We start from the raw sequence: 20230 nt of genomic DNA on the forward strand, positions 1-20230 counted from the left end.
CTGGGACTCCTACCCCGGAGGATCGGTGTTATTGTCCGGGACGACCAACGGCAGCGGTGCATTCGCGCTGGGAGACCCGGGTGTCGGCTCATTTGATGTGCGCGTCTACAGGTCGGGGTACTATCCGACGGTCGTGCGCGAATTGCCCATCTCGACGGACAATGCGCTCGTGCGGTTGCTTCCTGCGCCGGACGAGACAGCCACTGATCCCACGATGTTCCCGACCGATGTCACCGGCGTGGCGTCATATGACGGTGCGTTCATCAAGTCCGGCGATATCGTTGAAGCGATCGATCCCGACGACGTGAGCGCCGGCGTCGGTCCCGCCGCGGTCAACCCGGCGACAGGCGATTACCTGGTGCACATTCACGGCGACATCTCCGGCACGCCGGGCGTCGATGAGGGTGCGGAGACAAATGACCCGATTGTATTCTCGATCAACGGGCTCTCGGCCGTCCTCGATCCCGCACCGTACCTCTGGACTATGGGAAGCGGCACCAATGGCCTCGATATTACGGTAGGTTCCGCGAACATTCCCGGCGCCACGACGACCGGTCCCTCAGACATCGTCGGGCAGGCCGGCAAGACGGCCGGAATGGTTGTCGCGTTGACCAACTCCGGGCAGACAAATGAGACATTTACCATCTGGGCGGAGAACGACGAGGGCTGGACGACGACAGTGAATTCGGTCAAAGGACTCGGTGTCGCGCTCAACACCGGTCAGTCGGCTCAGCTTGTCGTCGAAGTCCAGATTCCACCGGCGACGCCGAACATGACGACCGAGATCCGCCTGTTTGCCGAAGTCGACGGCTATGCCCCCGGCAACTCCGGTATCTTCACCGAATTGGAAGTCACAACGATTCTGGGCATCGGCGATGACCGGGGCGGATTGCTTCCGGATCAATTCTCGCTGGCGCAGAACTATCCGAATCCGTTCAACCCGTCGACGACGATCGCGTACAATCTGAATAACACCGGCCGCGCGCGTCTGGAGATCATCAATATCATCGGCCAGCCGATCCGCACGCTCTTCGATGAAGTTCGATTCGCCGGAATCGGGCACGCCGTGTGGGATGGACGCAACGAACGCGGGGATGTTGTACCGACCGGAATCTATTTCTATCGCCTCACACAGGAGACCGACACGCAGATTCGTAAAATGGTCCTGTTGAAGTAATGTCTGTACTCATTGAGACGTATCTCAATCCCCCCGCGCGGTCGCGGGGGGATTTTTGTTGGCCGCAGAAACAGCGACGCATGAATTATATTCTTTCCAGAAGCTCGAATTGTCCGTTGCGATGGAATTTGTATCATGCCGGAATTGCCCGACATTACGGTCTACATCGAGTGCCTGAAAGAGCGGATTCTGGGTCGAACAATCGAGCGGATCGACATCCGCAACCCGTTTGTGCTCCGTACGACTGACCCGGCGATCTCTGATGCTCAGGGAAAGCGGGTCATTGAGATCAGACGCATCGGTAAGCGCATTGTATTGGGATTTGAAGGTGGTTTGTATCTGGTCATCCACCTGATGATCGCCGGGCGGCTGCATTGGCGCGGACCCGGAGAGAAGCTGCCCGGTGGCAGGATCGCGTTGGCGAGTGTCACGTTTCCGGATGGAACGCTGATACTGACGGAAGCCGGGTCCAAACGGCGCGCTTCCATCCACATGGTGCCGGCAGCGGAGTCGCTCCACACCTTTGACCGCGGCGGAATCGAAGTCCTCGAGGCAACACCGGAGGAGTTTGCAGCGCGGCTGCGGCTGGAAAATCATACGCTCAAACGCGCATTGACCGATCCGCGACTGTTCAGCGGCATCGGCAATGCCTACTCCGATGAAATCCTGCACCGCGCGCGCCTCTCGCCGATGCTCCTGACGGTCAAGCTGAGCGCGGACGAAACTGCGCGGCTGTATCACGCGGTGCGCGACACGCTGACGGATTGGACCAATCGGCTCCTCGCAGATGCCGGCGGTGCATTTCCCAAGCACGTAACGGCCTTTCATGCGTCGATGGCGGTGCACGGCCGTTTTGGGCAGCCGTGTCCCGTGTGCCACAGCCCGATACAGCGTATTCGATACGCGGACAATGAGACGAACTACTGTGCACGGTGCCAGACCGGAGGACGTCTGCTGGCCGATCGCGCCCTGTCGCGATTGCTGAAGAAGGACTGGCCGCGAACAATCGATGAATGGGAAACCTGATGGGTGCGTGTTGGTGGGAATCGCGGAGTCAGATGCGCGTCTCCTTCCACTTCCCGCGACGGAACAGCCAAATCCCGACCAGGGCCGCCGCCGATTCGGCGACGACAATCGACCAATATACACCGTTTTGCTGCGCACCCAGCTTCATCGACAGCACGTATGCCAGGGGAATCTCCAGCAGCCAGAAGCAGAAGAAGTTGATTTTGGTCGGCGTTATGGTGTCGCCGGCGCCGTTGAACGCTTGCGGCATCACCAGCCCCCACGCGTAAAACAGATACCCATACGATACGATGCGCAGGCAGTCGGCGCCGATTGCGACGACTCTCGCTTCGGAGGTAAAAAACCGGATCAGTGATTCATTGAACAGCAGATACACGCTCGACACCGCGAGCATGAAGACCATCGTGGCCAAACCGGTGAACCAGACAGAGCGCTCCGCGCGCTCCGGCTGATTGGCGCCGAGATTTTGCCCCACCAACGTGGCGGCGGCATTCGACAGTCCCCACGCCGGCAGGAACGTAAACACGAAGATGCGCAAGGCGATGGTATATCCCGCGACCGCTTCGCTGCCGAACACCGAGACGATTCGCACGAGTCCGATCCAGGAGGATGTCGCGATGACGAACTGCCCGATTCCTCCCAGGGACGTGCGCACCAGCCGCCTCATGACGTCCGCTTGCGGCCGTATCTGCGAGAGCAGCACGCGGATATGTTTGGCCCCTCGCAACAAGACCCAGAGCTGGACGCAGACTCCGACACCACGTCCGATGTTGGTGGCGATGGCCGCACCTTCGATACCCAACGTGGGAAACGGTCCCCATCCTAAAATGAGCGCCGGATCGAGCACGATGTTGATGCCGTTGGCAATCCACAGGACACGCATCGCCATCGCGGCATCTCCGGCGCCTCGAAATACGGCATTGATGACGAAGATCAGCATGATCACGGCGTTGCCGCCGAGCATCCACGCCGTGTACCGGTAACCGTGCTCGATGCTCCAGGCATCGGCCCCCATCAGCGCAAGAATCTCTTTGGCGAAGATGATGCCGGCGACCGCAAACGGCACCGCGGCGATCGCCGCCACGATGATCGCCTGCACCGCGGCGTCAGCGGCTTCTCGGTGACGTTTCTCGCCGATGCGTCGCGCCACCAGAGCGGTCGTCCCCATCGAGAGTCCGATGGAGACCGCGTATACGAGCGTGAGCACTGACTCAGTCAGCCCGACGGTGGCGATGGCCGATGACCCCAGCGATGAGACGAAGTAGACATCGACGACGGCAAAGACCGACTCCATGACCATCTCCAGCATCATGGGGATGGCCAGAAGCACGATTGCGCGTCCGAGGCCGCCCTGCGTGTAGTCCTGCTCGGTCCCGCGAATGGCGTCGGCCAGATCACGAATGAGTTGTCGCGCGCGGGACATCGGCGTCTGTTCCGGGTGCATGTGGCTGTCCGGGGATGACTTCCAGAGGCAAGATCAGTCTTTCCGTATCACGGTCGCAAGCGAGAGAAAAGTGGCTTGATTGCTTCCCGGACCGGGGTATCTTCCGGGCGTACCAACTGCCATTCGCAATGGATTCAATCAATCAGGAGGGTTCGCATGAGACTTCCGAACAGTTGGCGTCGCTTTGCGGTCCTGCTGGTCGTTGCTGCCTGCGGCATGTGGGCTGCCGGCAGCGCGATGGCCGATGTCACCATCAAGCAGACGATCCGCAGCGAAGGCATGGGCGGCCTCTTCAATACGGAGATCACCACCGAGACTTACATTCAGGCCGACAAGCAGTGCACCGTGACCGAAACCGACATGAAGAGCAAGATTTTGGGCGGCCTCGTCGGCGGCGGCAAGCCGGTTAAAACGACGCGCATTGAACGTCTGGATGAGGGCAACGTCTACGATATCGACCATGAACGAAAGACCGTGCGCGTGACCCCCATCTCCGAAATCAAAGAAAACAAGTCGAGTCTCTTCGGCGGCCAGGGAATGGGCGAAGACGGAAAGTCTGACGATCAGGGTTTTGATACCAGCAAGTTCAAGATGGAGAAGCCCAAGCTCACGGTCGCCAAGACGGGGAAGACCGGAACGTACGCCGGGTACGACTGCACCGAAAGCCGCGTGGAGATGGAAGTCAATGGCGTGAACACCGAGACAGGCGGCAAGGTGAGGTTTCGCGTGGTCATGGACCTGATGCTCTCCGAAGACGTTCCGGGGATGGATGAGCAAGCCGCCTTTGCACGCGCCTACGCTGAGGCCACGGGTTTGGAGGAGTATTCCGGCGCCAACTCGGCCGAGGTGATGGCCGAAGCGCTCACACAGTATGGATTCGAATCCGACGAATTCGCGAAGTTCGCCGCGGACCTGAAGGGATCGCCCTTGCACACGCGCATGAATCTTTTCGCGGAGGGCGAAGGCATGGGCATGTCCGGCGAAGACGGCGACGCTGAGCAGGATGCCAAAATGGCCGAAGCCATGAAAATGATGGAGAAGTTCATGGGCGGAGACGACAAGTCCGACAAAAAGTCAGACGACGAGACGGAGCCGCAATCCGGCGATGAGGGCGCGATGATGACGTTCATCGCGGAAGTGACCGAGATCTCCACCGGCGGCATCACGCCCGACCACTTCACGCCCGATTCCAAACTCAAGAAAGTCAAGTGACGGGCGCCCCCGGCGCCGCAGGGCGCCGTCCACGGTTGACTCCCGCAAGTCTGACGGCGGCTTCGGAATCGAGCCGCCGTCTTTGTTTTCCTCATTCTCTGTGCCGCCCGAACAAATGAGGTGTTGAAGACGTAGACCCCAGTGCGGACGGAGCACTATTTTACGTGTGACTATGAGGCGGGTTCTCGATCAACGCTTCGAGATTCTGGTTGAGCTTCACTCCGGCTCGGGCGGACGTCTGTTTTACGCGTGGGACAGACTGCATCAGCGCGCGGCCGCCGTGCGTGAGATGCGCACCTCCGATTCCGCCTCTCCGGGGCAGGATTGGCTTCGTGTCGCACGTCAGGCCGCCCTTCTCGCGCATCCGTCGGTCGTGCCGACGTACGCGCTAAGTCGGGACGCCCATGGTGCCCATTACATCGTCACGTCATTCGTTGACGGGTTAGACATCCGTTCCGTCCTCGACCGGCTGGCGGCGCTCTCGAAGAGACTCCCGGAGATGCTGGTCTGGTATCTCGTCGACCATGTGCTCGATGCACTTGTTGTTGCGCACGGCTCATCCATGTCCACATCGAAGCGTCCGGTCCTCATCCACGGCATGCTGGATGCCGAGCGCGTGCTGGTCGACGCCACCGGGCGCGTTCTCGTCACCGATTTCGTGACACCGCAGGTGCGTCGGGCGCTTGGGCGGACGATACACGCGGCATCACAGCGGTGGGGAGAAGCTGCCGAGGCGAGTGATCGCGATCCGACACGACGGCTACCGGATCCAACCGATGATCTGACCGGCATATCGTGGCTCATCTATGAGGCGATGACCGGCGACCAATCGCCGGCGTCCGGCCGTGAGTTCCGCCGGATCGGCAGCACTGGCTTGTCCGAAGAGGCCGAGCGGGCATTCGGCGTCGCGCGTTTCTCGCCGGAGATGCAGGGTTTTCTGGCCAGGGCGTTTGCACCGAGTCGCGCGCGGCGCTTTGCCTCGGCCACCGTCATGCGCGACGAGCTGCGTCGAAGCGCGGGTCCGATCGACACTGAACGCTGCCGTGCCGAATGGTCCCTGGTCGTGCAGGGACTGCTCAGCCCATCAGAAGCGGAGCAGCGCCGTCGTCTCGTGATGTTGCGCGGAGGATCAGGCGGCGCCGTCGAAGACATTGCCACGACTGATTTGTTGATATCCGAGATTCCCGTCGACCCCGAAACTCCGACTGAGGCCGTCGCGCCGGACGATATGCCGACCCGCAGGTTTTCCGTCACGGTCCCGATGGCGCATCGGACCGAGTCCTCGCCCGCGTATCCGCGCGAGCGGCCGTCAGAAGCTCTGCCCTCACAACCGAGGGGGGGTCGCCCTCGGCGTTTACGGAGGCGGGTCGCAATCGGGGGGCTGATTGCCATCCTGGCGCTTGCCGCGTGGTATCTCCTCGATCGCAGCATTAACAGAATGGCCGGGGCGCCCAGCAGCGTTTTTAACGATTCCTTGTATTTGCAGACTGTGCCTCCGGGAGCGAGCGTCCGGATCAACGGCGATTCGGTCGGGATCACTCCGTGGCCATACGGACGGTTGGAGCCGGGACCATTGCGGCTGGAATTCGTCTATGCGGGATTCGCGCCGATTGAGACGGTGCTCGTCATTCGGGAGACCGATGCGCTGTCGCAGATGCCGGACTTCGTGTTTACTACATCAATGACATTCAGCACGCTTCCCGCCGGAGGGCGTCCCATCGTCGATGGCCGGCCCTTGCGCGATCGCGAGGCGGTCGGGTATATACTCGCCGCCGATGACACAATCACCGTTGAGTTCGAGTTTCGCGGGCAGGGTTCCTTGGGGGGTCGTCCCTCGGCGCGACTCAACCCCGTTGTGGGGTTGTTGCCACCGACCGATACCGTGATGTGGCGCTGGGAACCCTCGCGTGAGGGCGCGATCGCGGTACTCACCGGATTGTTCGTACGGACAGTTCGCCTTGTCTCTGAACCGCCCGGGGCGCTCATCTTCCTGGATGGCGACCTGCAGCCGGTCGGTACGACGAATTCGTTCATCGAATTCCCCTACGGTGAGCACACGGTCCACCTGCAGCGGCCGCCGTTTCTCGACTACCAATTCTCGCTGGACGTCGGTGAGCAGACGCCGTCGGTGTACGCGGCGGTGCTGCGGCGGACCGTGCGCATTAACGCCGTCAACGCGCGGCGTCGGAGTGAAGAGGTGACCGCCGCGATCGCATGGATTCGTGTCGGCGACCAGTATGTGCGCTCGCCCGACGACGGTCTCTCCACGCCGTACTCGCTGACCCTCGACGGACGTCCGCATGATATCTACCTGACGGCGGATGGCTTTGCCGATACGACGGTACTTCTCGATGCCGAGTCGATGCAATTGACCGTGGCGATGCGCGAGGCCGAAAGATCAACGTTGCGTCAGACAGCGGACGAGTCTGAATCGGAATCGTGGGTACGGTTTATCGTGCGGGATGGCCGCACCCCGGTTGCCGGGGCCGAAGTGATTGGGATTGAAAAAGCCTCCGGGGAGATCGTACGTTACGGACTGACCGACCCCGACGGGGAACTGACGACACAGGTTCCGATCGGCGACTACGATTGGCAGGCGTCCAAGTACGGATTTGAGGGCAAGATCAACGGCGAACGTATTTCGCCCAGCGACAGAACCAAGAAGATTACATTGAGTCTGAGACCGTTGTAACCGAAACCCAATCGTCGGTTCAATCCTCCATGCCTCGGTTTGAGATCGCTCATCAGGGACGCACCGTACAAGAGGTCTCCCTGGATCAGGAACGCATTGAACTGGGTTCGGCCAAGACCAGCGCTTTGTATATCAACGACCTGCTGATTGCACTCCAACAAGCGGCCTTCGTCAAAGACCAGCCGCAGGGGCGCTATTCACTGCACCCACGCACTCCCGTTCCGCCGATGACCGTCAACGGTGAGACGGTGTCGGTGCCAACGCCCGTGGACGAGGGCGCGATCGTCTCAGTCGAGGGATACGAAATCAAAGTCAGCTACGGCGGTGCCGCCGTCGGATCGCTCAGAGCGCAAGAGCCGGAGAAGCCCTCAGCGCGGGTGCACGATGAAGTCCCGTTGCCGCCGCCGCTGGAGCCGGATTTGCCTCCGCCGCTGGATGACACACCGCCGCCTCCCAGACGAGTGACTCCTGCTCCTGCCGCGCCCAAGTCGAGCCAGATAGCGCCCGCACCGACGCGCGATGCGGAACGGACAGTCTTCATACAGAAGATCGGACGGCTGGTGGCGATCGGCGGACCACTGCAGGGGCAATCATGGGAGCTCGTTCCGGGCGAGACCGCTATCGGACGCGACCCTTCACAGAACCGCGTCGTGGTCCGTCTTGACGAAAAGGGGGAAGTAGACACAAGCGTGTCACGGCGGCATGCCACTGTCCATGTCGAAGGGAAATCGATATCTGTCGAGGATTGCGGCAGCGCGGCCGGGACGTTCGTCAACGACACTCAGGTCGTGCCAGGAAGACCCATCCAATTGAACCACAACGATATAATCGAGATTCGCTCGGCGCGTAAGAGTACGTTGCTGAGAGTTGAGCTCTTCGGAGCGCAGCAAGCTTCCGGGCCGGCGGCGTCTCCGCCGAAACCCGCCGCGCCCCGGCCGATTCGAGAGGCCGTGTCCCTGTCGCTCGACGAGCCGCCTGCCCAGCCCAGACCGCCCGGCCCTTTCGATCCTTTTGCTGACCCCTCCGCATTGGACCCCCTGGGAGCGTCTGTTAAGCTGCCTGCCGCGAAGCCGCAAAAACAAGATGCCGCGCCGCCTGGGGGCTTAGATGAGAACCCGTTTCTGCCGATTGATGACAAAAGAGGCGGTGGTCGACGGCCCCCCTGGATGTGGGCGGCGATCATCGTGGCGATCGTCTTTGTCGTCGGGTTTTTGTTCTTGTGGCTGATGTAGTTAGCCCCGGCGCAATTCCGAATCCGCTGCCTCTAATCGTTGCCTGAGGGGGTCAGCGACCGTTATGTTTGAGAGTCTGGGATCGACGCCGGGCCGTCATGAGGTGATGCCCCAGCGGCTCGTGGTGAGCAACCTGTCCCACCTGTCCCGAGCGGAGTCGGGGGAAGCGGAGTCGAGGGAAGCGAACCCAGACGATGTCGAAAACCGTCGGGACTCCGCGCATTCATTTCCCATGAAAGTTGAGTTGCTCGCAGAGACCGATATCGGCCAGGTCCGACGTATCAACGAGGACAGCTATCGGCTGATCCCGGCGCAGCAGGTGGCCATCGTGTGCGACGGCATGGGCGGCCACGCGGCGGGGGAAGTCGCATCGCGCTGTGCGGTCGAGACGGTCGAGGCGTATCTCACCCGCGATGCGAGCATGCCTGTTGTGGCGCAGCCCGATTGGGACGAGCCGCAGTTGGCCCACGAAGCTCGTGAGTTGGTCTGGGCGATCCGGCTGGCCAACCGGCGTGTCTTCCTCGCTGCGCAGTCGCAACAGCAGATGGCCGGCATGGGAACCACGCTGGTCGCATTGCGTGTCGCGTCGGGCACGGTCACAGTCTGCCATGTCGGCGATTCCCGCGCGTACCGTTGGCACGCCGGTGAATTGGAGCCGGTCACGGTCGATCACTCGCTGGTGGCGGAATTGGTCGCACGCAATGAAATCACCGCCGAACAGGCCGAGTCCTTCGCCGACCGCAATATCATTACGCGCGCACTGGGGACACGGCCCGCCGTGGCGGTCGATGTCAATGTGATCCCCGCGAAGACCGGCGACTGGTATCTGCTCTGCTCCGATGGACTCTCCGGCGTGCTCACCGACGGCGACATCGCCGACACGATCCGCCGCAACAGCAACGATCCTGCGCAGGTGATTCGCGAGTTGATCGAGCGCGCCAACGACCGCGGCGGACCCGACAACATCACCGCGGCGATCGCGGTCGTGCGCGACGCCGACCATCCGCAATCGCTGCAGAGCGAGAGCGGCACCGTTCCCGAGTCCCCCGCCGAAATCGGCGACAAGGAAGACGCCTATCTCGACATGATGTTCGGCTCCGGCGACGCCGACAGCATCGATCTCACCGAAGAACGCACAGACCGCATTCCCCTGAATCTCTCACGCCAGCAGAGACCGCCGGAGTAGGCGGGCGGGAGCTCCGAGTGAATGGGCGGCCGCGATCTCTGATCGCGGTCACCTAATCGTCACGCAGGGCATCGGGCCACAGCAGGACGCCTTGGCCTACGAAGACTCTGCCTGACGGCATGAGTCTTCTTCGGCTACTCCAGCCCTCTATGCCAATGGAGGAGGGCAGGAACGGCAAACCAGCGTCTTGTGGCGAGCACGGTCGAGCCACAGCCAATCCGCTTAATCATTCTTTCGCTGGAGAAAGGACACACGTCGTATGGCTTACATAGACGGTGTTTACAAGCGCCTCGACGAGATCATCGCCGACCCGCAGGTCCCGTACGAAGAAGTACGGGAGCGGATGCGGCAGTTCGTCGCCGAGGAGATTCGGAAGTCGTTCTGGAACGGGGTCAAATCCGGTTCCGGACGGCGACCGCGCACCGCGAAGGGCGAGACTGTCTCGTCCGACGAGGTGACGGTGCCCAAGGTTTAGGGCACCAGCCGGCGCAGGCGGCGGCTCATCCGCCTGCACTCAACTTATCAGCTAATCGGTATCACGTATGCGCAAAACCTACCACTCACCAAGCCTCTGGGCGTATCTCATCAAGGATTTCGTCGAGTTCGGAGTCGGAGCCACAATCATTCTTGGATTGCTACTCCTTCTCAAGGGCTGGGTCTAAAACCCAGCCCTCTTGCCCTTTTTTTGCTCGCGGAACATCTGCCCGCCCTATATGAGATCCTCTTAGTTTGAAGGCTTAGCCATCTCTATGCTCCGCTCCTCTGGGAGGCCAAACACTTTGGGATTGAGATACCGGCCCCGCAGATCACTCTCCTTCTCTTCTTCAACTATAACTGGGTTTTGCAATGCCCATGCATCTTTCCGCACGCCGTACACGACCCAATGGAACCTCTGATCTGGATTCCCGTCTGCGAGACGCACAACAAATGAGTTCCCCGCTACTTCTTCAGCATACAATGCTGAGTAGCCTCCAACACATGTTAGTGAGACAGTTGGATCGGAGTTCAATGCGGAAAAGTAACTCGGCAGCTCCACCGTTGCCACGCCTCCATGAAGCTCTCCCGCCCCGCGATAAATATTCAACATCTCCGGAGATTCTGCAAAACTGTGACTGAGATACTTGTTTGCAGGGTCAAGTGGGTGATCAATCTTGAACGTCCCCGAACTCTTCGACAGTGCTCCATTTACGTGCACTTTTCCGTTGAAATACCCCGCATAACCCGTTGTCGACCTACCCCACAACCCATACGCAAGTGTCCCATTGTCACACCTCCCTGTTACACCAGTCCCATCTGTTCTGCCAGTGTATCCATATGCACCATCTACGGCGGTGCTAAAACCTTCAACGGCCGATGCGGGTACTGCATAATTGATATTCCCGGCTGTAATTGCCGCCAATGTCACGTCTGCTGAGGTTGAAATGTGAGAACTGCCGATTGCACCACTCTGAATCATTGACGACGTGATTGAATTGGATTGCCCCTCGTTTACATATCTGTTTGTGAGCGTCGAGGTGCCCTCGTACAGATCTGAGACCACGTTAAAGCGTCCGTAATCCGTTGCGACATTCACAAAATTCGACCCGTCGATTCCGTCCAGTTTGTCCGCATTCAAGTTGACGCAGACCTGCCCATTGCTGATCGGAATCGTACTTCCCGCATTTCCGGGGAGGTATCCCCCGAGCTGCTCCGAGTTCTGGATGCTTCCGATAATGGTATTCTGAACCGTGAGACTGCCGCCATTGACTTGGACGTTTCCTTCAAACAATCCAGCGTAACCGGATGGACTCTGACAGTGCAGTGCGGTGCCTCCGTTTGGCGCATTAATCCCGACTGCATCACCAAGGCCCTCCAGCACTACGTCGAGCACCTTTCCTCCAACGTAACCCACGAAGAAGGCAGCCAATGGGCCGATGGCTGCAGCTGAGTCCGCGTCTTTCGTGAGCGGCCCATCACGTCGTAGCTCAAGTCCGCCAGTGGCGTTCAATGGATACAGAGCGTTCGGAACCTGATTCCGAGAAGCAGGTATACCACTTATCGAGTCTGCATTCGGAACAACAATTGTAGGAGATAAGTCCTCTGTCTGAATTGTATAATTCTGGATCTTGTCGCTTGTCACGGCTTGTGGTCCCAACTTTGCGTTCGTGACAGATGCGTCCAAGAGCTTTCCTGTAGTCACGCTTCCCTCGGCAAGTTTCACATTTGTAACACTGTTATCGGACAGCTTTCCGGTGTTCACGGCTGCATCAGCCATCTTCTCTGTGGTCACTGCCCCGTCAGAAATCTTTCCATTCGTGACCTGCAAGTCTGCGATCTTAGCCTGCGTAACAGCACCCGTCGCCAGATCAATGGAACTTACAGCCCCGTCCGCGATTTCAAGCGAGCCGACCCCCGGAGTAATAGGTCGTACCAATGGCGCAGAACCAGCATAGTCGGCTGAATCTGAGTACGGCGCCTTGAAGCTTGTTTCGACGTCTGTGCGTTGAATTGACCCATCAATAATCTCACTTGATCCGACTGAATTTGTACCTAACACCGGATTCGGGTAAGACCCACTGAGGTCTCCTCCAGCCGTTCCAATGGGCGGCGCGGCATCAGCATGGTCAGCTGAGTCGGAATGCGGGGCTTTAAAGTCCACCGCCACATCAATGCGCTCAATGGATCCATCCAGCAATTCGGCGGATGAAATCCCAGGACTTATTGGTCTCGAAAGCGCAGCTGCCGAGGCGTAATCCGCTGTATCAGCACGTGGAGCCTTAAAGCTCGCGGAGACATCCGACGACTGGATTGATTGGTCTGCGATTTCCAATGACCCTACCGCGTTGGGCGCAAGGTCTGGATTCGGGTAAGAGCCATTCAGATCACCTCCCGCCGGACCTATTGGTGAAGCGCCAAGAGCAATATTGGCTGAGTCCGCGCCAAGCGCGTACGGCCCCGAGGTCAATGGGATTCGCCCGGGGAATACCACCGGGGCGACAATTCCTGGCCCACTTCCTATCTCGATTTGAAGATAGTACTGCTGATTGAAGGGGACGTCCAAGGGAGTCGAGTTGCCCAGGGCTATGCTGAATAATCCGTCAACCACACCGACGGCGGCTTGGTGCTCGCTCCAAATCGGGGTCCCTCCACTCGGCACGGTGAACAGATCAAGGTCCATTTCGTATGAGCCGTTCTGAAGTGCCTGGCCCGTCGTGTCAGTCAACCTTCCCTGCACACTCAGCGTACGAGGCATTTCAGCCTTGGCGAAACCACACACGAACACCACTGTGGCCGCAACAGCAAGCGTCACAACGCGTCTCATGTCACTTCCCTCCGAGTGAACAGCGGTTCACGTAAGCCGAAGTGCTCTCCGGCGCAGGAGCTCTTGTGCCTAAGGTATAGTTCATGACCCGACCAATTCAAGGGCCGTGCGGAAACTCAAAGGGGAGATTCTGCGAGTAGGCTACGGCTTGAGATTTTGCCCACGAGCATTTCATGTGCGCTATGCCGTTTCAACTGGCACCCCCAAATTAATCAATCGGAACACCATCGCCTCAAGGCTTACACGATAGCGGGACGCCAGCGGTTTTATTTCTGTGAGACTCCGAATCGGCATCAGGATGTTCTGTCTCTCCATGTCCTGAAAGAGTAGACTCTGTGGCATCAAGGAGGGTAGCAGCGAACCGATTCGCCTCAATCTCCTGAGGATCGTTTGCAAGCGACGACACCTTGTCTCGGAAAAACTTCTTGCCTGTTTCCGTTTCTGCGGGCTTTGAAAGCCCCGCCGTGTATTGCCGATCGATGTACACTGCCCCGTCGTGCAACACGAGATGTCCCAACTCGTGCGCAATTGTAAATCGCTGCCGAAGCGGGTTCTCGTTCTTGTTGATCCCGATCACGCACAATCCCTCACGGCGATACAATGCTCCGGAGAGATCACCCTGGTACGGCTCCTTCCGAACGGTCGCACCGAGAGCACGAGCAACACGATCAACAGGGATCGGCGGCGTGTCCAGCCCCAGATCCTTGAGAATCTTCTCGACCCGATTCTCTATCCGTTCCTGCCCCATCGTCGACTTCGCCATCTTACAGCCCCGCCGTTATTGGTTTACGTACGACCTTGGAGAGCCACTTCGCCAACTTTGGATCCTTGGCCAACTCATGCTCAAGACTCTCATCGTGTGACGGGAACATGACCTGCACAGGGGGGAGGCCGGGTGGCCCGGGCCGGTTTCTTCTTCGGTCGGGGCTCGCTTAACTCACCTCAAAAGATCCTCAACTCCCGCGACGGCCGCGTCCCTGCGTTCGACACCTCCAGCGCGCACGCACGCCTACAGCGCGCACGGATCGCAGAACACCGTTTCCGGGTCGCCGCTGCGGAAGGCGACGTCGACTAAGCCCACGACATCGAAAACGTTGGTCACATCGTCGCAGTTGATGTCGGTGGTCTGCCGTGAGCAGAGCGGGTTGGGGTCGGGTTCGGGGGGGACCGAGCGAAAGCCGACATCGACCGCTTTGACGACATCGAAGACATTCGTCACCAGATCACAGAGCGGGTCCGCGTGGCAGTCGCAGCCGCACGGCGGGCCGGTCAGCGTGACGACCGCCGGATAGGAGACCGGCTCGAATGAGGTCGTGATCGTCTGATGCTCCAGCGCGATACCCTCCAACGGGGCGAATGTCAGCGCGATCGTGTCGCCGGGCAGTGCCGCCGGTTTGGTCGTCATCCAGATGCGCGCGATCGGGCCGCTGCCGGGGGGCAACGGCACGGAGCCGCCGCCGTTGTCGGCGCGCAGCAGCACGGCGAGCTGCCCGAAGAGTGCGTTGTTGAAGACGTTTTGCTTCAACTCGAAGTATTCGGTCCGCGTGCCCACCCGGCTGACCGAGTCGAGCTTGATCACGGCCGGGACATTCGTCAGCGAGACCGGGATCACGAATTCTTCGATGGGCACGCCGTTGGTGGCGTGAATCTCCCAGTAAAAGCTGCCGGTGTCGTAGGGGACCGTCATGTCGGCCGGGTCGACCGTATCGGCCCACGCCGTGACATAGTTGCGCTTGATGACAAAGCGCGTTCCCAGCTCGGTGTCGATTTCCAATTCCACGTCGTATAGGCCGGGGCCGAATGTGTGCTGCGGGTTGGGAATAGTGTCGACATCGCCGTCCCCGAAGTCCCAGTCCCACGAATATGTCTCGTACAGCGAGTCGAATGTGAAGTCGACCGTCAACGGTGCCGGTCCCATAAGCGGTGTCCCGCTGAAGCTGCCGGCGATCAGTGAATTGTCGAGCGTGCCGCGCTCCAGCGTGCTGTAGTTCCAGTCGAGCTGCTGTTGGTCCATGATGTCCAAGGCACGGTCGATCTGCGCCTGGCTGGGGGGCTGGTTGTTCGGATGAATCATCGTCCAGGCGCAGCGAAAATCCTTCTGCGCGTCCGTCGAGTTGGGAATGCGTTGTCCATTGGTGGCGACGATGTGGGCGGAGTTCATGTTGAAAATGGGCCCGACGTACGGTGAACTGCAACTGTTGTCCATGAAGCGCAGCTCGGAATTGCCGGCGTCCATCTCGGCGGGGCTGACATAGCCCATCAAATACAGATCCGTGTAGCTGAACACGCCGCCGGGGATGTCGGTGTTAAACGTCAGCGTGCTGGGCACACGGGTGGCGGGATTGGTCCCGGTCCATTCACGAATCTCCATGCCGGAGCCCTGGCCGTCGACACGGAAACTCCAGTGGGCGCTGCGTCCGCAGCCGGCGTCGTCGCCCTGCATCGCCCGGCCGCCGTTGATCGGGTTGAGGAACATCGCCCAGCGATGCTCAAACTCCTGGGCCAGGACCAGACGTGTGAAACCGGCCGGGCCGCCGCTGCCCGGCTGCCAGTCGTTGACCTCCCACATCATGACATAGCCGTAGGCGACATTCGAGTTCAGCCCGTAAGCGTTACGGAAATTGAAGAATCCATCCCCGATCCCGGCGACATCGTTGAAGATCGGCAGATAGAAGGCGGCGCCGATCTGATGGTTCGGGTTGGCGCTGACGAAGAAGGCGAAATAGTCGAACTGATCGCCGTGCTCGGCGATCACCGCGTTGGCGGCCTGCGTCATCAGGTTGAATAGGGCGCCATCGCTGAAGTTCGACTGCAACAGGTTGCTTCCGTCCTCGAATATGAACAAGTCGGCGTCAGACAATGCACTGATGCCCTTTTGACCGGTTCTGATGGCCGGCGGCTTGGGCATCGCGCCCTTCAGCTCCGGATCGGGATACTCGCCGCGCTCGATCCCCTCGATGAACTTCTCAAACGCCTCACCGGACTTTTGATATCCGCAGTCGAAGGCGCTGCCGGCGCTCGCCACATCGACCGGCGGGTCCGGCTGGGCCTGGGAGGTTTCGCTTTGCGGCGTTCGGTCGGCGTTGCCGACGGTCGCAGTCAGCAGGAGAAAGAGTGAGGGCGCGATGATGAGGGCGGCGATGAGCAGACGACGATGGCGCATGTGATGTCTCCGTGGCGGGAACAGGGTTCGGTGTAATCTCATAGCCAGTGTGATTTCTATTCGATGAAACGGTTGCTCCGGCAGATGACGTCGGCCGGTTGACCACCGACGCTGACCAAAAAGAGCAACTGGACGATCGAGTTGATGGATGCTTCGACTTCGGGATCGTCGAAGATCGACGGTTCATAGGGCCCGAACAGAATGCCCCGCGTCGATGGATAGCATGCGACCGACTTGCCCCACGCATAGATCTGCTGTGCGGTGATCGGTCCACCGCCGTTGGCGGTCTGGGCATCGAAGTAATAGATCGTGCTGAGACTGTTTTTTTCGGCCAGCGCGCGCACTTGTTCGCGCCAGGCGCCGAACGATCCCGAATCGGTCGTGTATTTGGACAATACGAATCTCAAATCCGACCAGGGTCCGCCCTGATCGAGGTATGCGGCCGATGCGCCGACACCGACGTCGACTGACGGAAAGAGACTCTTGCTGTATGTCGCGGCGGCGGCGATATCGGTCAGCGGGATTGGCTCACCGCCCCACTGTGCCGGATCGTCGGCGTCCTCGAACATGATGTGACCGCGGAGTGTCCCGGAGGCGACGTAGGGGGCAAATCCGACCGAGGCATACTCATCGAGGCGGCCCATAAAACACGACAGACAGAAGGTCCCGTCGGAGTTGCGATAGTTGTCCGGCAGACCGGCGAGGTTGACGAACAAGTCGAATCCGGTCAGCCACGCGGTGTCGAGAATCGCTGCAGCGCTGTCGGGAATCAGAAAACGATACGTTCCGGTGTAGGGCGACGCGAACAACGATTCCGGCAGCACGGTGGGCCCCACCGGCTGCCCCAGCGGGTGCTTGCGCACGGTGTTGACGAAGATCGGCGTGTTGTTCACCGTCGGCACCTCCGTCGCCCCGCCGGTCGGCCCCTGGGCATCACAGGTGGTCAGCAACAATGACACGATGACTAAAGCGACGACGTACCGGCAACACAAGCCGTTTAGTCCTTTGACGGCGCTTGGCGAAGACATCAGTTTTGATCGATCAGTCGACCTGCGCCACCAGATGGCGAACGCAGTACAGTCGCGCACCATGCACAAGATAACACTGACCGCGACTTTTCATTGAAGTTTCCTGGCGGAGAATCCCGTGCGGCCTGTTGGGTGTACCTCAGTAAGTCATTGCCGTACAACGTCATTTGCCACGTTTCGCGTGTGAGGGCTGCCCTGCTCCGCCGTCACGTCGATGGCGATGCCGCCGCGGACATTGAAGTGTCCGGTGATGCGCATCCAGCGCGGGGCGATGGCGGCGGTCAGCGCATCGAGGAGTTCGTTGACCAATCGCTCATGGAAGATGCCGACTTCGCGGTAGGTCCACAGATACAATTTGAGCGATTTGCTCTCAAGGACACGACGGTCGGGGATGTAGGAAATCTCAAGTGTCGCGAAGTCGGGCTGGCCGGTGATCGGGCAGAGGCAGGTGAACTCGGTGCAGCGAAAAGTGACGACCGTGTCGCGCTCGGGATGCGAATTGGGAAAAGTCTCCAACTGGCGCGTCGGTTTGGTTGCGCCGCGTCCCAACAGCGTCAGTCCCGTTGCTGCCCGCCGCCTGCGTGTCGGTTTCTTTCTTCGTGCCGGCATTTGCGCTCCTAATCTCCGGTGTAATGGCACGCCGTCGTACAGGTTTCGCGCACGATGACTTCATGCGGCCGGCAGCGCGCGGCGGCCAGTTTGCTCCACAACCAACGGGCGAAGATTTCCGATGTGGGATTCTCCAGCTCCGGGACATCATTGAGACACCGGTGATCGAGATGTGGGTACAAGTGCTCCAATGCCGACAATGTGCGGTAGTCATCCGGTGTCGCGACTGTCACCTCAAAGCTGTGTCCGTGCAGACGATGACACCTGTGTGATTGCGGCAGGCGCGGCAGATAGTGGGCGGCCGCGAAGCCGAACGTGATGCGGCTGATCGAATCGTCGCCATCGCTGCGCGTCACTATCGGCGCGTAGGCGGTAGCCCCAACGATCCTGACGTCGCAGCCAATCCCAGCGCTAAGCAGTCTCTCCGCGACTTGCCTCCTGATCCAATCGGCGAGCCCGGTGAGGGTTGTGACTTTGAGTCCCTCAATCTCGTTGAGACAGTAGTGATCCAGTTGGTTGATCACCGCGTTGCCCGTCGCCTTCAAATCACCGAAGTCCAAAAGCCAACCCATCTTCTCGTCCAGCGGGCCGGTGGCAGAGATCAGCGCTTCATACGTGTGCCCGTGCATGCGTGCGCGGATATCCGCCTCGGCGACATGCGTGTTGCGATGCGCGGCGTCGAACTGAAAGCGGCGGGAGAGTGTGAGGGTCATCGTACCGCGACGGTATTGGTTTCGTACGTAACAGGATCGGTCAGTCCGGCGGCATCGAATGCCCGCAGGCGAATCCTGCAGGCATCGCAGCGTCCGCAGGCGGCGCCGGACTTCGACGGCTGATAACAGCTGCGGGTCAGCGCGAAGGGGACGCACAGTTCGGCGCCACGCTGCACGATCTCAGTCTTCGTCATCCTCAACAAGGGGGCGTGGATGCGCCATCGCGAGGATTCCTCCACGCCCGCCTTCGTTGCGAGCGTGGCCAATTGTTCAAACGCGCTGAAATACTCCGGGCGGCAGTCGGGGTATCCCGAATAGTCCAAAGAGTGCGCGCCGATGTAGATGTCGCCGGTACCGAGTGTCTCGGCCCATCCCATCGCCAGCGCGAGGAATATCGTGTTACGCGCCGGGACATAGGTAATCGGGATATCCGAACCGATCTGCTGTGCCGTGCGATCGGTCGGCACAGGTTCTGATCCGGTGAGCGCCGAACCGCCCCAGCGCGTCAGATCGACCGGCAGCACGAGGTGGCGCTCGACGTGCACGGCGCCGGCGATGTTGCTGGCGGCGTCCAATTCGGCGCGATGGCGCTGTCCGTAGTCCACCGTCAGGGCGTAGAGTGCAAGCCCCTCATGGCGCGCAATACTCGCGCATACAGCGGAGTCCAATCCGCCGCTCAGGAGCACGACGGCTCGACGCTGGCCGCTCACACCGACCTCGCTGCCGGATCCCAGATGTATTTGTGCATTTGCAATTGCAGCCGGACGTCGAGTTTGTCTGCCAGAATCCATTCGGTCAGCGTGCCCGGATCGAGCTTTCCGAAGACAGTCGAGAAGAGTACCGTGCACCGGCCGGACAGTCGGTGACGGGATACGGTATCGGCGGCCCAGTCGTAGTCGGCGCGATCACCGATCACAAATTTGACCTCATCACGCGCTGTCAGGTGCGCAATGTTCCCCCAACGGTTCTGTTCGCACTCTCCGGATGAGGGGCATTTCAAATCCATGATGCGAATGACGCCTTGGGGGAGCACATCGATGGGACGCTCGCCGGAGGTCTCGACCAGAACGGTCTTCCCCTTCTGGAGCAGTCGCTTGGACAAAATGGGACATCCCGGCTGCAGCAACGGTTCGCCGCCGGTGATTTCGACCAGCTCGATTTGATGCCGCAGCACTGCGTCCACCACGTCATCGATACTCATTCTTGTGCCTTCGTAGAAGGCATACTCGGTGTCGCAATAAGTGCAGCGGAGGTTGCAGCCGGTCAGCCGCACGAAGACGCATGGCCTGCCCGCCCACGTCGACTCGCCCTGAATGCTGGCGTAGATTTCGTTGATGAGCAGCCCCGGCGGCGCTGTTTCCATTCCGTAAACATACCGATTCGCGCGGCGCCGGTGCAACCGGCTCGGACGGGCCACAACGTCGGATGCGCCTTGTATCGCATCGCA

Annotated in this window: 16 protein-coding genes; 7 read left to right on the plus strand and 9 right to left on the minus strand. The window is 60.1% G+C overall.

The window, feature by feature from the left end; genetic code table 11:
* Both VGB22_07140 and VGB22_07145 read left to right on the plus strand, forming a co-directional pair.
* Positions 1-1177: T9SS type A sorting domain-containing protein (locus tag VGB22_07140; protein HEX9751039.1), on the plus strand; the 1177-nt coding region annotated here is incomplete at its 5' end.
* 135 nt (positions 1178-1312) lie between these two features.
* Positions 1313-2203, plus strand: a complete 891-nt coding sequence (locus VGB22_07145) for a DNA-formamidopyrimidine glycosylase family protein (GenBank protein ID HEX9751040.1) — start codon at positions 1313-1315, stop codon at positions 2201-2203.
* A gap of 28 nt (positions 2204-2231) precedes the next feature.
* On the opposite strand, the gene VGB22_07150 is transcribed toward VGB22_07145, so the two are convergent.
* Positions 2232-3647: an MATE family efflux transporter gene (locus VGB22_07150; protein ID HEX9751041.1), complete on the minus strand. Its 1416-nt coding sequence runs from the start codon at positions 3645-3647 to the stop codon at positions 2232-2234.
* Between the two features lie 156 nt (positions 3648-3803).
* Between VGB22_07150 and VGB22_07155 the strand changes: the two genes are divergently transcribed.
* The 5 genes from VGB22_07155 (at position 3804) to VGB22_07175 (ending at position 10444) form a co-directional block, all read left to right on the plus strand.
* Complete coding sequence (locus VGB22_07155; protein HEX9751042.1) at positions 3804-4859, plus strand: hypothetical protein; 1056 nt, start codon at positions 3804-3806, stop codon at positions 4857-4859.
* Positions 4860-5031: 172 nt separating this feature from the next.
* Positions 5032-7551, plus strand: coding sequence for a PEGA domain-containing protein (locus VGB22_07160; GenBank protein HEX9751043.1), 2520 nt, complete (start codon positions 5032-5034; stop codon positions 7549-7551).
* A 29-nt stretch (positions 7552-7580) separates the two neighbouring features.
* The gene (locus VGB22_07165; GenBank protein HEX9751044.1) at positions 7581-8783 is read left to right on the plus strand and encodes an FHA domain-containing protein; all 1203 of its coding nucleotides are present in this window, start codon (positions 7581-7583) and stop codon (positions 8781-8783) included.
* Positions 8784-9015: 232 nt separating this feature from the next.
* Positions 9016-9969 (plus strand): Stp1/IreP family PP2C-type Ser/Thr phosphatase, encoded by a 954-nt coding sequence (locus VGB22_07170; GenBank protein ID HEX9751045.1) that lies wholly within the window; start codon positions 9016-9018, stop codon positions 9967-9969.
* Between the two features lie 259 nt (positions 9970-10228).
* Complete coding sequence (locus tag VGB22_07175; protein HEX9751046.1) at positions 10229-10444, plus strand: hypothetical protein; 216 nt, start codon at positions 10229-10231, stop codon at positions 10442-10444.
* A gap of 249 nt (positions 10445-10693) precedes the next feature.
* Here the strand turns inward: VGB22_07175 and VGB22_07180 are convergent, their stop codons facing one another.
* From VGB22_07180 to VGB22_07215, 8 genes are all read right to left on the minus strand, one after another.
* Positions 10694-13270 (minus strand): hypothetical protein, encoded by a 2577-nt coding sequence (locus VGB22_07180; protein ID HEX9751047.1) that lies wholly within the window; start codon positions 13268-13270, stop codon positions 10694-10696.
* A 232-nt stretch (positions 13271-13502) separates the two neighbouring features.
* A complete protein-coding gene (locus VGB22_07185; GenBank protein ID HEX9751048.1) occupies positions 13503-14033 on the minus strand; it encodes an ImmA/IrrE family metallo-endopeptidase in 531 nt (176 codons plus the stop codon).
* A gap of 246 nt (positions 14034-14279) precedes the next feature.
* The gene (locus VGB22_07190) at positions 14280-16433 is read right to left on the minus strand and encodes a PKD domain-containing protein (protein HEX9751049.1); all 2154 of its coding nucleotides are present in this window, start codon (positions 16431-16433) and stop codon (positions 14280-14282) included.
* Between the two features lie 56 nt (positions 16434-16489).
* Positions 16490-17461, minus strand: a complete 972-nt coding sequence (locus tag VGB22_07195) for a hypothetical protein (GenBank protein ID HEX9751050.1) — start codon at positions 17459-17461, stop codon at positions 16490-16492.
* A 147-nt stretch (positions 17462-17608) separates the two neighbouring features.
* Positions 17609-18070, minus strand: coding sequence for a preQ(1) synthase (gene queF / locus VGB22_07200; protein ID HEX9751051.1), 462 nt, complete (start codon positions 18068-18070; stop codon positions 17609-17611).
* Positions 18071-18078: 8 nt separating this feature from the next.
* Positions 18079-18783, minus strand: coding sequence for a 6-carboxytetrahydropterin synthase (locus tag VGB22_07205; protein ID HEX9751052.1), 705 nt, complete (start codon positions 18781-18783; stop codon positions 18079-18081).
* Positions 18780-19493 carry a 7-cyano-7-deazaguanine synthase QueC gene (queC, locus tag VGB22_07210; GenBank protein ID HEX9751053.1) on the minus strand — a complete coding sequence of 238 codons (714 nt, stop codon included), beginning with the start codon at positions 19491-19493 and terminating at the stop codon, positions 18780-18782. Before queC ends, VGB22_07205 begins: the two co-directional genes overlap by 4 nt.
* Entirely contained in the window at positions 19490-20146 is a 657-nt protein-coding gene (locus VGB22_07215; GenBank protein ID HEX9751054.1) for a radical SAM protein, read from the minus strand. Before VGB22_07215 ends, queC begins: the two co-directional genes overlap by 4 nt.
* Positions 20147-20230 lie beyond the last annotated feature (84 nt).

Source organism: Candidatus Zixiibacteriota bacterium, assembly GCA_036397555.1.
In the GTDB taxonomy this organism is placed as follows: domain Bacteria; phylum Zixibacteria; class MSB-5A5; order WJJR01; family WJJR01; genus DATKYL01.

Bases quoted from the DNA above. Each gene is read 5' to 3' on its own strand.
- VGB22_07150 (HEX9751041.1), bottom strand. From the start codon at position 3,647: ATGCACCCGGAACAGACGCCGATGTCCCGCGCGCGACAACTCATTCGT.
- VGB22_07205 (HEX9751052.1), bottom strand. From the start codon at position 18,783: ATGACCCTCACACTCTCCCGCCGCTTTCAGTTCGACGCCGCGCATCGC.
- VGB22_07145 (HEX9751040.1), top strand. From the start codon at position 1,313: ATGCCGGAATTGCCCGACATTACGGTCTACATCGAGTGCCTGAAAGAG.
- VGB22_07175 (HEX9751046.1), top strand. From the start codon at position 10,229: ATGGCTTACATAGACGGTGTTTACAAGCGCCTCGACGAGATCATCGCC.
- VGB22_07165 (HEX9751044.1), top strand. From the start codon at position 7,581: ATGCCTCGGTTTGAGATCGCTCATCAGGGACGCACCGTACAAGAGGTC.
- queF (HEX9751051.1), bottom strand. From the start codon at position 18,070: ATGCCGGCACGAAGAAAGAAACCGACACGCAGGCGGCGGGCAGCAACG.
- VGB22_07170 (HEX9751045.1), top strand. From the start codon at position 9,016: ATGAAAGTTGAGTTGCTCGCAGAGACCGATATCGGCCAGGTCCGACGT.
- VGB22_07160 (HEX9751043.1), top strand. From the start codon at position 5,032: ATGAGGCGGGTTCTCGATCAACGCTTCGAGATTCTGGTTGAGCTTCAC.
- VGB22_07185 (HEX9751048.1), bottom strand. From the start codon at position 14,033: ATGGCGAAGTCGACGATGGGGCAGGAACGGATAGAGAATCGGGTCGAG.
- VGB22_07195 (HEX9751050.1), bottom strand. From the start codon at position 17,461: ATGTCTTCGCCAAGCGCCGTCAAAGGACTAAACGGCTTGTGTTGCCGG.
- VGB22_07180 (HEX9751047.1), bottom strand. From the start codon at position 13,270: ATGAGACGCGTTGTGACGCTTGCTGTTGCGGCCACAGTGGTGTTCGTG.
- VGB22_07215 (HEX9751054.1), bottom strand. From the start codon at position 20,146: ATGGAAACAGCGCCGCCGGGGCTGCTCATCAACGAAATCTACGCCAGC.
- VGB22_07190 (HEX9751049.1), bottom strand. From the start codon at position 16,433: ATGCGCCATCGTCGTCTGCTCATCGCCGCCCTCATCATCGCGCCCTCA.
- VGB22_07155 (HEX9751042.1), top strand. From the start codon at position 3,804: ATGAGACTTCCGAACAGTTGGCGTCGCTTTGCGGTCCTGCTGGTCGTT.